The organism is Acinetobacter sp. ME22 (genome assembly GCF_022012315.1).
GTDB classification, from domain to species: Bacteria; Pseudomonadota; Gammaproteobacteria; order Pseudomonadales; family Moraxellaceae; genus Acinetobacter; species Acinetobacter brisouii_A.
The window spans coordinates 72,349-88,873 of the sequence record NZ_JAKLTL010000004.1; the positions used below are offsets into that span (position 1 = coordinate 72,349).

Sequence of the window (16,525 nt, forward strand, 5' to 3'; positions counted from 1 at the left end):
TTGGTCGCTAAAATTTTAAGTGGGGTTTTCGTTCAGCATTCAGCTTCGGGTATGATAAGCACAGATCATCTGCAAGCAGCCAATATGAATAACTGGGTAATCATTGGGGTATTAACCCTTTACATTCTAATTTTATTTGTCTGTGCCTTCTTTGGGGAGAAATATGCCAGCCGTCTAAGTGCACGTGGACGCATGTTACTCTTTAGTCTAACCCTTGGTGTCTATTGCTCTTCGTGGACATTTTATGGTGCTACAGGCGCTGCTGTCCGTCAGGGAATTATCTTTTTACCCATCTATTTAGGACCGCTGTTATTCATTTGGTTAGGCTATGATATTTGGCGTCGAATCGGGCGAGTCCGCCAACATCATGCCATTGCTTCGATTGCTGACTTTATTGCAGCACGTTATGGTAAAAGTGGCACGCTTGCATCTTTGGTCACTGTTCTTGCCGTGATTGCGATTATTCCCTATTTGGCTTTACAACTGCGTGCAATCGCATTAAGCACTTCTGTTATTCTTCCTGAAAACAATGCCTTACATCTCACCACAAATACTGTATTGGTGCTCACTTCAATTTTAGCCATGCTGTCCATGGTATTCGGTACAAGACAAATGGCCAATACCGAGCAACATGGTGGGCTAATGTTGGCGGTTGCCTTTGAATCATTTGTAAAATTGTTTGCGTTACTTTGTGTTGCAATTTTCTTTATCACCGATGATCCCAACAACCTGACCCAAATCAGTAAGGACATCCAAGAGCAGTTCCATGAAGTACAAATCAGTGGCGTTCCCGACACCTTTTGGGTGCAAACGCTACTGGCTGCTCTCGCCATTATTTGCTTACCGCGGCAGTTTCATGTGGCTGTAGTTGAACTGCGTGATGAAAAACATATTCGTGGCGCTCGCAAATGGTTTTCTTTGTATCTGATTTTAACTACGCTGACCATTTTCCCAATTGCCAGCTGGGCACTGCATGTACAACCCGATTTACTTAAAATTCCAGATGTAGCCGTACTTAGTTTACCGATGAGCTATAACCATGAATGGCTAACGATTTTGGCGTTTCTTGGTGGGTTTTCGGCATCGACAGGCATGTTACTGGTTTCATCAGTCGCGCTCTCCATCATGCTGAGTAATGACCTGATCATGCCCGCATTGTGGCGTTTTAATCTGTTATCACGTCATGATCAACGCTTACCTTTGGTGCTCAAGACCACTCGACGCATTTGCATTGTTGCAGTCATGCTGATGGGGTTCTTATTTTTCCATTACTTTAATGACATTAACCAGCTTTCAGTCTTTGGATTATTGGCTTTTAGTGCTGTTGCACAGTTCGCACCTGCTTTAATTGGTGGACTGTATTGGCGAGGAGGTAGCCAACAAGGGGTCTATGCAGGGTTATTGGTTGGCTTCATTATGTGGGCTTATACCTTATTGTTTCCAACCATTTTACGTAGCCTACCGCATGGTTATGCAGAATTGAGCAGCCAGATTCTACATGGCGGCTTGTTTGGAATTAATGGCTTACGCCCTGAAGCATTGTTTGGCTTCGAATCACTGGCACCACTCACGCATGGTGTCATGTGGTCATTGGGTCTAAATACCATTCTCTATATTTGGGTTTCCAAAGCCTATCGTCCAAGTGTGGCAGAGCAGATTCAAGCTGAGAGTTTCTTTTATTATGAAACCAAGCCCTTACCTTCTCAAAACTCAAACCATGAAATGGGCTATTTCCATCCTGATAGCCCTCGTCTAAAAATTAGTGATTTAATGGCGCTTGCCAAACGAATTACAGGTGAAGGCCCTACCGTACATGCTTTTCAGCAGTTTTGTGATCAAAATTATTTAGTGCTCAATACCAATAGCATTGCCAATGGCATGTGGTGGCGTTTCACTGAACAATATTTGGCAGGAACGATTGGAGCTGCATCGGCACGTACTCTGCTCACCACGGCGCTGGCCAACAATGGTCTAGGCGTAGCTCAGGTTGCCAACATTCTCGACCAAGCTTCACAATGGCAACGCTTTAATCAAAATTTGCTGATGACCATGATCGATCATATGACTCAAGGGGTCAGTGTGGTCGATGACAATATGTGTCTAGTAGCTTGGAATAATCAGTATTTAAAACTTTTTGATTATCCTAAAGATTTGGTTTATGTCGGCTGCCCGATTTCCGATTTGATTCGTTATAACGCAGAACGTGGTGAATGTGGACCAGGGTCAATTGAAGAGCATGTCCGCAAACGGATTCACTGGATGAAAGTCGGTAGTGCCCATGAGTTTGAACGGATTCGTAAAGATGGCCGTGTCATTCAAATGCGTGGTAATCCAATCGAGGGCGGTGGATTCGTCACCACTTTCGCTGATATTACAGCATTCCGTGAAAATGAAGCTGTGCTTGAAGCCCGTGTAAAAGAACGTACTCAACAATTGGCAGATGCACTGTCAGAACAGCAGCGCGCACGTGAACAAGCCGATACTGCAAACATGTCCAAGAGTCGCTTTATTGCTGCAGCCAGCCATGACTTGTTGCAACCGATGCATGCAGCCCGCTTATTTAGTACGGCACTTGAGCAAAGTATTCAGTCCGAGGAAGATCGTCAGACCCTTCAGCAACTAGACCGTGCTTTGCATGGTGCAGAAAGTATGTTGTCTGCTCTACTCGATATTGCACGTTTAGAAGGTGGAACGATTCAACCAAAACGTCAGGCTTATCCTTTACATGATCTGCTCAGTGATTTGAAGCTACAGTTTAAGTCGATTGCTGCTCAACGTGGTATTGAGTTTCATGTCCATGATGCTACGTTCTGGATTGACACCGATCCACAATGGATTCGTCGTATTATTCAAAACTTTGTCAGTAATGCCCTGCGCTATACAGCCAAAGGGCGAATCGTGGTTGGGGTTTTACGTTCAGCATCACAACCCAATCATATCCGTATTGGAGTTTGGGATACTGGACCTGGCATTGCAGAGGAGCAACGCATCAAACTGTTTCAGGAATTTGAACGCTGTGGACATACTTCACCGTGGGGCGAACAAGGTTTAGGACTAGGCTTGGCAATTGTTCAACGTATGACCGGCCTACTTAACTACCCCGTACATGTCTATTCGCATTTACAACGTGGTTCGTGCTTCATGATTGAAGCGCCTATTGTTGCTGCGCCGAAAATTACAGCAGCACCGATTCAAATGATGCCGCTCAGAAATACAGCTTATAAGATTTTATGTTTAGACAATGACGAAAATATTCTTGAAGGGATGCAGGCGCTATTGAGTAAATGGGGACATCAGGTCTTTAAAGCCAGAGAACCTGAAGAAGCCAAGCGTATTATTGAACAGGAAAACATTCAGATTTGGCTGATTGATCAGCACTTAAATCAGGAACAACGTGGTTTAGATTTTATCTTGGAATATCGCCAAACTGAAACTCCAGTGGCTTTGATTACCGCAGATTCTGATCCAGAACTCCCTGAGCGTCTCAAACAGCTCAATATTATGCTGCTGAAGAAACCCCTGAAACCTGCATCAATGCGAGCGTGGCTTTCAGGCTTAAAACTCCCCAACAACTAAACTTAACGCTACTTCTTTATTTATAGATGGGGAGGTAGCATTTTTAAAAAAATGCAGTATAAAATTCAAGTTGTCATCTAATTGCAATAAAACATACAACTTCATTTGTTTTAGTCAATTTAAAAAAATTCAGCATATAACATTGATTTATATTATTTAATTACTAAAAAAATAATTTCAATTCAACTTCAAGTATTTTAAATAATTCAATATCCTCCCTTATTTTTACTCATTGTTATATATTTCAAGCAGTAACTTTTCTCACATAAAAATTTTATGCTTAAAAAAATCAACAGCTTCTCTTTACCATTGCTCATATATTGTTATAATAATTAATGTCTTAATAAGCAATAAAAGTAAACCTTAAATCATAGAGATCCTGATTTAATTCAACGCTGTAAATCTTGATAGCATAATGCTGATCAAACATTTATACGGCCTTGTACTTTTTGCCTTTAAACCAAATGAAAAAACTGAAGAAATGTTATGAAAAAACTTATTTTTATTAGTCTCTTATCTATTATTTCTTCATCTTCATTTGCTGATCATCAAATTTTCGATCTTAATTATAGCCAAGAAAGAAATAGTAATGATCAACCTGACTGGAAAACAACAGAATTTAGTTATACTCAAAAAGAAAATGATAATTCTTGGCAAGTCTTACTGCGTAACTATGAACGTTACAATCTAAATGATAATCAAATTGAATTAGAAGCAACAAATCTGATTCATGAAAATCAAGGCAATAAAACCCTGTTGTCGTATGATTTAGGTGCAGGGGATTTTAATAATCATGCCTACTTACCCGAATTTAATGCGGGTTTAGCCTTACAACAAAGCAATAAAAATGCTCAACTTTCACCAATTTTAGAATATAAATATGCAAAATATGAAAATTCTAACGTTAATTATTATAGTTTATCTGCAGAAAAATATCTCACAAATTGGCGAATTTTAGCAGGTTTCTGGATCAGTGATACTTCTTTCTATAAACCAACAACAGGGCTAAAAGCTCAAGTCAGCTACTATATTCCAAATACAACCAATAGCATCAATTACTATTTTTCGGATGGGAAAGAACCTGAAATCACCAATACCTCAACTCAGATTTATCACATCACAAGCCATGCATTGACCTCCAAATTTCTGATCAGTAAAAATTTATATAGTAGCATTGGCATCACACACACGATTTATCATGGACATGATTCAAGAACAGGTCTTTTGATTGGGGTTTCTTATGATTTTTCAAAACCCTAGTTCATTACTCATTCTGACTTGGTTAATCATTATTAACCTATTTCTATTATTTCAATTATTTTTTAGCATCATCTTCATCAAAGTGAAGAATCATATCCGCTTAAAAAAAAAGCACGCTATATTGCTGAGTTAGAGAACTATTTTCACTTCGCATCCCCACCCTATACCACACTTAAATCAATCAATATAAAAAATCAGAATTTTTTTACGTTCATTTCTTTTTGGTCTTCAAAATTTAATGATGTCAATATTGAAAATCGCCATAAATTAATTGAAATTTCACATGTACTCAATCTCTCCGAATTATGTTTAAAAAGATTAAAGCTGAGTAGCAGTTTACTTAATCATGCTAATAGTAGTGAAATATGTCTAATAGTTCACACTTTAGGAAATATACATAGCAAAAATAGAAATTCTCAAGCTGTTCAAAATGAAATTAAAAATCTCGTTCATCATAAAATAGATATTATTGCCTTTGAATCCTGTATTGCTTTACTCAAAATAAATAGCAAACATTATTATAGTTTTACTTTGAAAGAGATCATCAAAAGAGATCATTGGAATAATCGAGAACTCAAATATCTAATGCAGTTTTTTAATACCCCAGAAGCAATGGTGGTCATTTATAACTTGATTAAAAAACATGATGATCTAAATGAAAAAAGAATTATAACAATTGCGTCTAGAACACGTTATTTTACAGATTATTCAAAATATATTTTAAACAATCCAGAAAAATTTAATATTGATAGTATTTGCTTAGCCATTCGAAATATCAAAGATATTGATGATTTTAAATTAATTGAAAAATTTAAAAAAGAATCTAACTGGATATATCATGTCAATATTATTCACGCCATCATGAATAATAATTTTTTCTCAAAAAACAATCTTGATTATTTACTCACATGTTTACATAGCAATCACTGGTGGCTTCGACACCGATCTGCTCAAGCAATTATTCAATATTATGGTTCAGATGAAAAACTCATTCATTTTTTACTACAAACAATTAATGATAATTTTGCTAAAGACTCCTTACAAGTTTCATTAAATAAATATCAAATTGCACTAAATCAAGGGGGATAAGATGCATAATTTCATTAATTTTTTTGAATTTGCATTTTTACTTTATTTTCTCTTTGTAAATTCAGGCTATGGCTTACTCAATATTTTAGGTTTTTTTAGCATTAATAAAATATTAAAGTCTGATTTACAAAAAAGTGTTTGGCATAATAAATTTGATTTTTATGATACCCCCATTAGTATTATTGCACCTGCATACAATGAAGAACTGACCATCGTTGAGTCTGTCCGCTCACTTCTGAATTTAGATTATTCTGAGTTTGAGGTGATCGTAGTCTGTGATGGACCTAAAGATCATACGCTAGCCGTATTGATCCAAGCTTATGCGCTGATTCCTGTACTAGAAATACCGCGGCTAAAATTAAAGCACAAGCCCATTCAAAAAAATTATATTTCAATGATTGATAAAAGATTAAAAGTCGTTTTAAAAGAAAATGGTGGTAAAGCTGATGCTTTAAATTGTGGTGTAAATCTCAGTAGCTACCCTTTATTTTGTGCAATTGATGCAGATTCCATTTTAGACTCAGAAGCACTCCACCAGTTGGTGCAGCCTTTTTTCCTAGAAAAAAATACCATTGCCAGTGGAGGCATCATTCGAATTGCCAATGGCTGTGAAATTATTCGTGGTCAGGTCAAAAAAGTAAATATGCCAAGAACATGGCTAGAAACCATACAAATTGTAGAGTATTTACGTGCTTATTTAAATGGACGAATGGGTTGGTTAGCATTAGATAGTGTCATGATTATTTCGGGGGCTTTTGGATTATTTTCAAAAGCAGCGGTCTTTGAAGTCAATGGATATAATCATAATACCGTTGGCGAAGATATGGAGCTGGTGCTTAAACTCAGACAATATGCACTTGAGCATAAAAGACAGATTAATGTTGCATTTGTGCCGAATGCAGTATGTTGGACACAATGTCCAGATAATATACAAACACTAGCGACTCAAAGAAAAAGATGGCAAAGAGGACTTTTAGAAAGCTTATGGAGTTCTAAACATCTTCTATTTAAACAAAAAAGTGGCTTACTTGGTTTTTATACTTTTCCATTTTTTATTTTTGTCGAAGCTTTAGGACCTTTTATTGAATTGTTTGGTTATATTAGTTTATTAATATTTGGTTTTCTTGGTTATATTAACTGGGTTTATTTCTTTTACTTTTATTTACTTTCACTATCATTTGGATTAATTCTGTCTCTCGGTGCAATTCTGATTGAGGTTGCATTTTTCAATTATTACAGTGCAAGAAATATCTTCAAACTGTTTATCGCATGCATACTCGAAAATATTTGGTTTAGATATATTCATGCATACTGGCGACTCATTGGATCAATTCAATTTTTAAGAAAATCTCCATTACACTGGGGAGATATGAAACGCATTAAATTTTGATCTGATCTAGACGAGAAAGTCGGTATAACTCAACGATAAACAAGGTGAATTATACCGTTCTTCTTAGATTTTCTTCTCATCAATGTTGAGTGCACTGATTGCAAGTACTGCCTGAGTACGGTTTTGTACGCCTAATTTTCTAAAAATGGCAGTCACGTGCGCTTTAATTGTCGCTTCCGAAACATCTAGCTCATAGGCAATTTGTTTGTTCAACAAACCTTCCGCCACCATCATCAATACACGGAACTGTTGAGGAGTTAAAGACTGTATCCGTTCTGCCAAGGCAGTCTCATCAGCAGCTCGTGGGTCAAAGCTAATGTTGGCAGGTAAATTTGGTGGTAACCAAATTTCCCCTTCCATCACATGGCGAATCGCTTCTCCAATATGGCTTGGATGCGCCGATTTAGGAATATATCCCATTGCGCCATGTGCGATTGCACGTTGGATAATGCTAGCTTCTTCATGGGCTGAAACCACAATAATCGGAATCGAAGGATATTGGGCACGGACATGGACTAAAGCTGAAAAACCCGAAGCGCCTGGCAAATTTAAGTCCAACAAGACCAAATCTGGCTCAGTTCCATTTTCAAGGCGTTCGTAAAATTCGTTTACTGCTGCTGTTTCATGAATTTGCGCTTGCGGAAAGCTATAACGCACTGCTTGAATCAGCGCGTGACGAAACAGAGGATGATCATCAACGATTAATATATTCATAAGCGATTTGGCTGTATTTGGCGTAGCCTAGCATTCCTATCTGTGCTACGACTTTATCTATGTATACAAATATTACCGAATTTTTGCCAACTTTGTTGCCTTATTCGATATTTTTCTGCATTTTTACTCGCAGTTGAAAACATAGCATCCACAATTCAGATTCTAAAATTGCATGCTACTTCTGCTCTAAACTGGTTCTAACATACTGCATTTTTATAGATAAATCAAAAAGATGTTCCATGTAACCTGAATGATAAAGCCATAAAAAAACCGAATATTCTATAAATATCTTAACTCTAGAATGCCACCTTTCAGTGGCATTTATTTAAGCTATATTCATTATTTTGCATAAAAAATTTGCTATTTAATTGAATTTTCAGTCAATAGCATCAGCAATTGCTCAACAACTTGTGGCTCAGCCAGTGTGGATGTATCGCCCAAACTATCCAGTTCTCCTGCCACAATTTTACGCAAAATACGTCGCATAATCTTACCCGAACGGGTTTTGGGTAAAGCATTGACCAGATAAATCAAATCAGGAGTCGCAATTGGCCCAAGCACTTTTCTCACCCATGCAATCAGCTCATAGCGTAACTGTTCCGATGCAGCCCGATCTGCTTGCAAAATCACAAAAGCACAGATTCCCTGACCTTTAATTGCATGAGGCATGCCCACCACAGCCGCCTCGGCAACCGCTTCATGTGCAACCAATGCACTTTCAATTTCGGCTGTGCCCAAACGGTGCCCTGAGATATTGAGGACATCATCGACTCGACCTGTAATCCAGTAATAACCATCGGCATCACGGCGAGCGCCATCCCCTGTAAAGTAATAACCTCGATATGTTGCAAAATAAACGTCGATAAAACGCTGTGGATTTCCCCAAATGCTGCGCATCTGCCCTGGCCATGCGCTCTTAATGGCTAGATTTCCTTCACCTATACCATCGATTTCATGTCCTTCTGCATCAAGTAGTACAGGTTGCACGCCATAAAATGGACGCGTTGCTGATCCTGGTTTCAGTGCCGTTGCACCTGCAATCGCAGTGATCATCATGCCACCTGTTTCTGTTTGCCACCATGTATCGATGATTGGGCAACGTTTCTCACCCACCACATCATAAAACCAATGCCATGCTTCAGGATTAATCGGTTCACCAACTGTGCCCAATAATCGTAATGTTGAGCGATTACTCTCACGGACATAAGCATCACCTTCTCGCATCATGGCGCGAATCGCTGTGGGTGCTGTATATAGAATCGTCACTTTATGTTTATCAATAATATGACCCACTCTTGCCCATGTTGGATATTGTGGAATTCCTTCAAACATCACTGTGGTTGTGCCTGTGGCAAGTGGAGCATATACCACATAGGAATGCCCTGTAATCCATCCAATATCTGCTGTACACCAATACACATCATCCTGTTTTAAATCAAAAACCTCCCTAAAAGTCGTCACGGCATAAACCAAATATCCCCCCGTCGTATGCAAGACACCTTTGGGTTTTCCTGTTGAACCTGAGGTATATAAAATAAACAGTGGATCTTCCGCGTTCATAGGCTCAGGTGGACAACGCTCATCTACTTCCATTTGCAGCATGTGATACCACAAATCCCGTTCAGGATAAAAATGGATAGGATTGCCTGTGCGATGTACCACCACAACATATTCAACTGTATGTGTTCCACGCTGCTCCAATGCCAAATCAACATTTTTCTTCAATGGCAGCAACTTGCCACCACGCATCCCTGCATCAGCGGTAATCACCATTTTGGCTTGGCTGTCTTCAATTCGGCTTGCCAAGGCATCGGGAGAAAATCCGCCAAACACCGCACAATGCACGGCTCCAATCCGAGCACAGGCTAACATCGCAATCGTGGCTTCACTGATCATGGGCATATATAAAATGACTCGATCACCTTTTTGAATGCCATATTTTTTGAGCGCATTGGCAAAGCGGCACACTTCTGCATACAGCTCTTTGTAGGAAATAATTTTATGCCGAGAGGGATGATCTCCTTCCCAAATGATGGCGGGTTTATGCGGATGTTCTTTTAAATGCCGATCTAGACAATTGGCACAAACATTCAGTTGACCATCTGCAAACCATTCAATTTTAAAATTTTCAGGGTCATAACGGGTATTTTTGACCTGAGTAAAAGGTTGAATCCAGTCAATAGCACGGGCTTGCTCCGCCCAAAATTTCTCTGGATGTTCAATGGATTGTTGGTAGCGCTGAAAATATTCATGTTCCAAAGTGCGCGCTGTCGTTTTAAACTCCTCAGGAACAGGGTAAAGCTCTTGCATAGACTGACTTCCTTGATCAAATGGACGCAATTCATCATGAAATGCGTATTGTTTTTGCTTGTTATTTTTCCACTACAGCCATTATTTAAGTACAATATTTCAGCATACTGCAGGCTTAAATCGTATATTTATTGTACATATTCGAATTTTATGAGGGGTTCTATGCCAACGCAATCATCTCCATCTTTTTTTGGTAAAGTAACGCCTCAACCACGTCGCTCACTGTTGTCAGGTGCAGGTCGCCTAGGACGTTTAAGCTATATCGCGCGTTCAGGTTTGTGTCACTTGTTGATGGTCAGCCTTTTCTCAATCGCAGTTCATTTCTTGAATCTATTTAATTGGCACAGCATGATGTTTCGGATGCATCTGATTTGGGAACATCCATTTTTATTAATGTTTGGCGGCGTCTTTTTGTTGCTGAGTTATGCTTATCTCATGAGTATTTTTCTGATCCAACGCCTGCATGATTTAAATCAAAGTGGCTGGTTAAGTTTACTCTTACTGATTCCTGTACTGAATCTGATCTTCGGCTGCTATGTGGTCTTGGCAGGTGGTACACCCAAGCTCAATGCCTATGGTGTTGTGCCACATACTGCGTTATGGGAAAAATTATGTGCTTGGGGCATGATTGTATTTTTCCTATTGGGATTGATGAGCACCAGCCTGCGTATTTCATATTTAATTGACCATGGGCAACTGGAGCATCCACAACGCTTGATTAAACACAGCATGCAATATTTCTAAATATATCTACGTTTCTTAACTGAACTTTTTGTTTTTTCAGGCAAAATATAGTGTTTCGCAGTTTGGGATAAATACACGTGGCAGAGAATAGCGCTTCAACCATACAAAATATGGCGCAAGATACCAGTCATCTTCTTCAAGATGCCAGTAAAAAAACCACACAGGCCGTGCTTGAACATAGCAGCAAGTACCATGATGCTTACACCACGATCGACAAGATTATGGACAGTTTTTGGGAGCGCGTTCCTTATATCTGCATTGCGATTGCGGTTTTTATTCTTTTCTGGCTACTCACCAAACTGTTTAAATTATTTTTAAGTAAAACCTTAGAAAACCGCTCTTATACTCGACAAAATTTGGTCTTGGTTCTCAATCGAGTTGGGACGTCAGCCATTCTTTTCTTTGGTTTCTTGATTGGTCTTGTGATTGCAATCCCGGGTTTCACTCCAAGTCAACTGATGAGTGCTTTGGGAATTGGCTCTGTCGCAATTGGTTTTGCATTTAAAGATATTTTCCAAAATCTGCTTTCAGGTCTTTTAATTCTACTCAGCGAACCTTTCCGTATCGGTGATGACATCGTCTGTAATGGCTTAGAGGGAACGGTCGAAGATATTCAGATTCGGGCTACTTTTTTACGCTCTTATGATGGTCGCCGTATTGTCATTCCCAATGCTACGGTCTATACCAGTGCGATTACCGTCAACACCGCTTATCAGCGCCGCCGTTGTGAATTTGTGGTGGGAATTGGCTATGAAGATGATGTCAAAAAAGCCAAAGACATTATTCGGAAAATTTTAGATGAAAATCGCAATGTACTCAGTCAACCTGCTTTTTCGGTGAATGTCACAGCTTTAGCTGATTTTTCTGTCAACCTGACCGTCCGCTGGTGGGTCGATACAACAGAAACAACAATTGCAGCTTCTGCCAGTGAAATTCAGGAACATGTTATGGTTTCATTTGAAGAACATGGAATTTCAATTCCTTATCCTGTTCGTGAAGTTAAAGTTTCCAATGTGACACCTGAATTATCTCTCAACAAATCTTCAGATGCCTAAACGCCCCAAAATATAAGAAATCGCTGTTTCAGTTCTTAAAATACGGTTGCCCAAGCTAAAGCTTTGGCAACCGTATTTTTCAAGCAATTCAACTTCATAAGGAATAAAACCACCTTCAGGGCCAATCAATACTTGGCAATGTGCGGTTTTCACAGTAGGTAAACCTTGCTGTGCATAAGGATGTGCCACAAAACTTGGGCTTTCAGGCATTGTCCACTCTGACAATACATCTTCCACAAAGGGTTTAAAACGACGATACAGCTCTATTTTAGGAGCAATGGTATCGCCTGCCTGTTCCAAGCCTAAAGTCACATAATCATCAAGCTGTTGTAAAAATGGGCTTTGCCAGTAGCTTTTATCAACCCGATAACTGTGGATAAGTACCAACTTTTCCACACCCAAAGTCACACTGTCCATCACCAGACGACGCAAAACTTTGGGGCGAGGTAAAGCCACAATCAAAGTCACAGGTAATTTTTCAGGAATCGCCAATTCCTGAATCGGTTTAACCAAGACTCGTTCTGCCGTAATGGCTTGAACATCAGTCAAATAACGCTTGCCTTGACGAATGCCAACCTTGAGCTGATCACCGACTTTCAGGTCGAGATGCTGCTGTAAATGCTGTAATTGGCGCGGTTCTCGAATTTCCCAAAGTGCTTGTTCGGGTTGTGCTGACAATAAAACGAGATTCATGAGTGTTGTAAAAACCGATCAATCAATTGGATATGACGCAGGAGTGAACCTTGGTTCTTCTGCAAAATAGTGGTGGCTCGTTGTACCATCTGTTGACGCTGTTCCACATTGCCCAGTAACTCATTGAATCTCTGGCAAGCTTGCTGAGCATCCTGTACCACGTCAACCGCTGCATTGTTCGCGAATTCATCGACAATCTGCTGGAAATTAAAATAGTTTTTCCCCAAGACCGTTGCAACACCTAGCGCCACAGGTTCCAGAATATTGTGCCCGCCACCTGGTTCATTCAAAGAACCGCCAACATAGGCGACTTGGCTCAAGGCATACCACAACCACAGCTCACCCATACTATCAGCCAAATACACTTGGGTATTGGCATCTACAACTTGTTGCAAACTACGGCGCTTCACATTCAAACTCAGTTGCTCAGCCACTTGGAACACTTCATCAAAGCGTTCAGGGTGGCGCGGCACCACGATACACAATAGGCTTGGATCAGCTTGCAAGGTTACTTTGAGTTCCGTGAGCAGTTGGTGTTCTTCAGGCGCATGGGTACTGGCAAGCACCATCACTTTACGCTGCGTCAGTTGCCAATCTAGATGCAACTGCTCAGCTTGTACCGCAACCCAATCAGGCGCAGCAATATCAAATTTAACATTCCCCACCACACTCATTGATGTGGTTGATTGACCCAAACTGGCAAATCGCTGCAAAGTCGCCTGATCTTGCGCAGCAATCCAGCTTAACTGACTCAGCATCGGAGAGGTTAAACGCTTAAATTTGGCATAGCCTTTGGCTGACTTTTCAGACAATCGGGCATTCAGTAAAAGCTGAGGAATATTATACTCTGCCACACATTGCAACAGATTTGGCCACAGCTCGGTTTCCATCAACAGTAAAATTTTAGGTTGATAGCGATCAATAAAAGCATTGACCAAATATTGCTGATCGACAGGTAAAAAGACCGCTTGAAAAAGCTTTGGATAACGCTGTTCAAATAACGACTTTGCCCGTGCCTGCCCTGTGCGCGTGGTATTGGTGACTAGGACAGCCTGACCTTGCTGTAAATAATGTTCAATCAGAGGCTGAGCCGCATTGGTCTCACCAACTGACACCGCATGAAACCAGATCACCTGAGTATTTTTAGGGGTTTGAAAAGGGCCAAAGCGTTCAGTGATTTCATTTTGAAAATCGGCAAGATGCCCTGAGCGTTTGTTTAAACGCCAGCGGTACAAGGGTTTGATACCTGCCAACAGCCAGTTGTACCAAAATGGAGTTTTCAAAGTTGAAATCGCTTGGGTCATCCAAATCTTAAAATCAGAAAAAATGTGTGCCTATTATGCGTAAAAAATTTTAAAAGAACAGGGTTCATCTGCAACAAAAAAGCCAATGCAAATGACTTCACATTGGCTTTTCAGAGATGCTTTTAAGCAGGAATTACAGACCTTGCTTTAAGCTCGCTTCAATAAATTTGTCCAGATCACCATCTAGCACTGCACCTGTATTTGAGTTTTCAACGCCTGTACGCAAGTCTTTAATGCGTGAGTCATCCAAAACGTATGAACGAATTTGGCTCCCCCAACCGATATCCGATTTTGAATCTTCAAGCGCTTGAGCAGCTTCGTTACGCTTGCTCATTTCCAGTTCATACAATTTTGCACGTAACTGTTTCCATGCATGGTCACGGTTGGCATGTTGTGAACGCTGGTTCTGACACGCCACCACAATGCCTGTTGGCGTATGGGTTAAACGTACCGCAGAATCGGTTTTGTTAATGTGCTGACCACCCGCACCCGAAGCACGGTAAGTATCGGTACGCACGTCGGATGGGTTGATGTCGATTTCAATATTGTCATCGACTTCAGGAGAAACGAACACTGCAGAGAAAGAGGTATGGCGGCGGTTACCTGAGTCAAATGGTGACTTACGCACTAAACGGTGCACGCCTGATTCAGTACGCAACCAACCGTAAGCATATTCACCTTCGACACGAATGGTGGCAGATTTAATCCCTGCAACATCGCCATCCGATTCTTCCATCAATTCAGCTTTAAAGCCGTGACGTTCGATCCAACGCATATACATACGTAACAACATTGACGCCCAGTCTTGTGCTTCTGTACCCCCAGAACCCGCCTGAATCTCCACATAACATGGGTTCGGATCCATTGGATTGCTGAACATACGACGGAATTCAAGTGTTGCCAAGTCTTCTTCAGCAGCCGTCAATTCAGCCTGCACATCGACCAACAAACTTTCATCATCGGCTTCTACAGCCAAATCAAGCATCGCTTGAGCATCTTCAAGTTGAGTCGCTAAACCGTCTAGCACATTCAAGACGTTTTCCAACTCACCTTTTTCTTTGGCCATAGCTTGCGCACGGCTTTGATCATTCCAAATCGCTGGATCTTCAAGCTCACGTAGGACTTCTTCTAAACGTTCTTTTTTCAGATCGTAGTCAAAGATACCCCCGTAGTGTTTGACTACGATCAGTTAAATCTTTTAATTGGTTTAGATACGGATTGATTTCCACGTGAAACTTCTCTCTAGAGCCATAAAATTTGCGCTATTTTAACATAGAGTGTGATGAGGTGATATGCTGCTGATTTTCAAAATATGACACGGTTGCCAAAAGCTTTCTCGATTCACAGAAAAGCATCAAACATCATTTGTAACAAAAATATATGCTGAATATTTAAACAAAAATCACAAAGCCATAACACTATTAATAAAACACTACATATTATATTTTTATTTATTATCAGTATTTTAAATTAACTTATTTACACACACTTACTTTCGTACAGTCTGATTACTTTATCAGAATTGACCACTTGGTATTTTCTACTAGACTTAAACTTGTAACAAAAAATGAAAATCAAGCTTTCTAAGGGGAAGTGACATGAAAAAAACACTCATTGCAACTACAGCACTTCTTGCAGGACTCAGTGTGACCAGTATGGCAAATGCCTACCAAGCTGAAGTTGGAGGCTCTTATAACTACTTAGACCCAGATCATGCTGATGGTGTCAGTCAAGTTGGTGTGAATGGAACCTACTATTTTAATCCTGTAGAAACACGTAATGCACCACTCGCTGAGGCTGCTTTTCTAGATAAAGCCAGCAATGTGCATGGTAGTGTTAACTATGGTGACAATAGCGGCACCAAAAATACCACCTATAGCGCAGGTGCTGAATATTACGTTCCAAACTCTGACTTCTACTTAGGTGGTAATGTTGGACGTAATGAATACAAAGTAGATAATACGGGTATTGACCGTAAAACCACCCTATACAATGCCGAAGTCGGTTACTTGCCAGCACCAGGTTTATTGGTTGCCGTTGGTGCACAAGGCTATGACACCAAACATGGTGGCGATGGCGTAGATCCGACCTTACGTGCCAAATACGTCACTCAAGTCGGTCAGCATGACATCAACCTTGAAGCACGTGGTGTGTTTGGGGATGATGAAAACAAACAATACTATGTCGCAGGTGATTACTACATCGATAAAACGTTAAGTTTCGGTGTGGACTACAGCAAAGACAAATCGATTGATGAAGATCAATGGGGTCTGACTGCGAAGAAATACTTTAACAATAATGTCAGTGTCGATGGTCGTTTAGGCTTTGGCGATGACTACAACACCTATAGTGTGGGTGCATCGTATCGCTTCTAACAAATAACCCTCATA

At 40.2% G+C, this 16,525-nt stretch carries 12 protein-coding genes; 7 read left to right on the forward strand and 5 right to left on the reverse strand.

Annotated features, from left to right (window positions below; all coding sequences use genetic code 11):
* Positions 1-84 precede the first annotated feature (84 nt).
* From LVY74_RS07330 to LVY74_RS07345, 4 genes are all read left to right on the forward strand, one after another.
* On the forward strand, positions 85-3,576 hold the full coding sequence (locus LVY74_RS07330; protein WP_237814539.1) for a hybrid sensor histidine kinase/response regulator: 3,492 nt from the start codon (positions 85-87) through the stop codon (positions 3,574-3,576).
* Between the two features lie 486 nt (positions 3,577-4,062).
* Positions 4,063-4,836: a YaiO family outer membrane beta-barrel protein gene (locus LVY74_RS07335; RefSeq protein ID WP_237814540.1), complete on the forward strand. Its 774-nt coding sequence runs from the start codon at positions 4,063-4,065 to the stop codon at positions 4,834-4,836.
* A 531-nt stretch (positions 4,837-5,367) separates the two neighbouring features.
* The gene (locus LVY74_RS07340; protein WP_237814541.1) at positions 5,368-5,925 is read left to right on the forward strand and encodes a hypothetical protein; all 558 of its coding nucleotides are present in this window, start codon (positions 5,368-5,370) and stop codon (positions 5,923-5,925) included.
* Position 5,926: 1 nt separating this feature from the next.
* On the forward strand, positions 5,927-7,315 hold the full coding sequence (locus LVY74_RS07345) for a glycosyltransferase family 2 protein (protein ID WP_237814542.1): 1,389 nt from the start codon (positions 5,927-5,929) through the stop codon (positions 7,313-7,315).
* 63 nt (positions 7,316-7,378) lie between these two features.
* Here the strand turns inward: LVY74_RS07345 and LVY74_RS07350 are convergent, their stop codons facing one another.
* Together LVY74_RS07350 and acs are read right to left on the reverse strand one after the other, a co-directional pair.
* Positions 7,379-8,029: a response regulator gene (locus LVY74_RS07350; RefSeq protein WP_111894996.1), complete on the reverse strand. Its 651-nt coding sequence runs from the start codon at positions 8,027-8,029 to the stop codon at positions 7,379-7,381.
* A 360-nt stretch (positions 8,030-8,389) separates the two neighbouring features.
* On the reverse strand, positions 8,390-10,339 hold the full coding sequence (acs, locus tag LVY74_RS07355; protein WP_237814543.1) for an acetate--CoA ligase: 1,950 nt from the start codon (positions 10,337-10,339) through the stop codon (positions 8,390-8,392).
* Between the two features lie 162 nt (positions 10,340-10,501).
* On the opposite strand from acs, the gene LVY74_RS07360 reads away from it, so the two are divergent.
* A complete protein-coding gene (locus LVY74_RS07360) occupies positions 10,502-11,083 on the forward strand; it encodes a DUF805 domain-containing protein (protein WP_237814544.1) in 582 nt (193 codons plus the stop codon).
* 110 nt (positions 11,084-11,193) lie between these two features.
* The gene (locus LVY74_RS07365; protein WP_237814693.1) at positions 11,194-12,138 is read left to right on the forward strand and encodes a mechanosensitive ion channel family protein; all 945 of its coding nucleotides are present in this window, start codon (positions 11,194-11,196) and stop codon (positions 12,136-12,138) included.
* Here LVY74_RS07365 and LVY74_RS07370 read toward each other — a convergent pair.
* The 3 genes from LVY74_RS07370 to prfB form a co-directional block, all read right to left on the reverse strand.
* Positions 12,127-12,831, reverse strand: a complete 705-nt coding sequence (locus LVY74_RS07370) for a 16S rRNA (uracil(1498)-N(3))-methyltransferase (protein ID WP_237814545.1) — start codon at positions 12,829-12,831, stop codon at positions 12,127-12,129. The genes LVY74_RS07365 and LVY74_RS07370 overlap by 12 nt on opposite strands.
* Entirely contained in the window at positions 12,828-14,135 is a 1,308-nt protein-coding gene (locus LVY74_RS07375; protein WP_237814546.1) for a 3-deoxy-D-manno-octulosonic acid transferase, read from the reverse strand. The genes LVY74_RS07370 and LVY74_RS07375 overlap by 4 nt, the downstream gene beginning before the upstream one ends.
* 133 nt (positions 14,136-14,268) lie before the next feature.
* Positions 14,269-15,364 (reverse strand): peptide chain release factor 2 gene (gene prfB / locus LVY74_RS07380; RefSeq protein WP_151709790.1). Its coding sequence is split into 2 segments (ribosomal slippage): positions 14,269-15,291 and positions 15,293-15,364, totalling 1,095 coding nucleotides; the frame shifts between segments, so codons are not numbered across the junction.
* A 369-nt stretch (positions 15,365-15,733) separates the two neighbouring features.
* On the opposite strand from prfB, the gene LVY74_RS07385 reads away from it, so the two are divergent.
* The gene (locus tag LVY74_RS07385) at positions 15,734-16,510 is read left to right on the forward strand and encodes a putative porin (RefSeq protein ID WP_151709791.1); all 777 of its coding nucleotides are present in this window, start codon (positions 15,734-15,736) and stop codon (positions 16,508-16,510) included.
* The last annotated feature ends 15 nt before the right edge of the window (positions 16,511-16,525 follow it).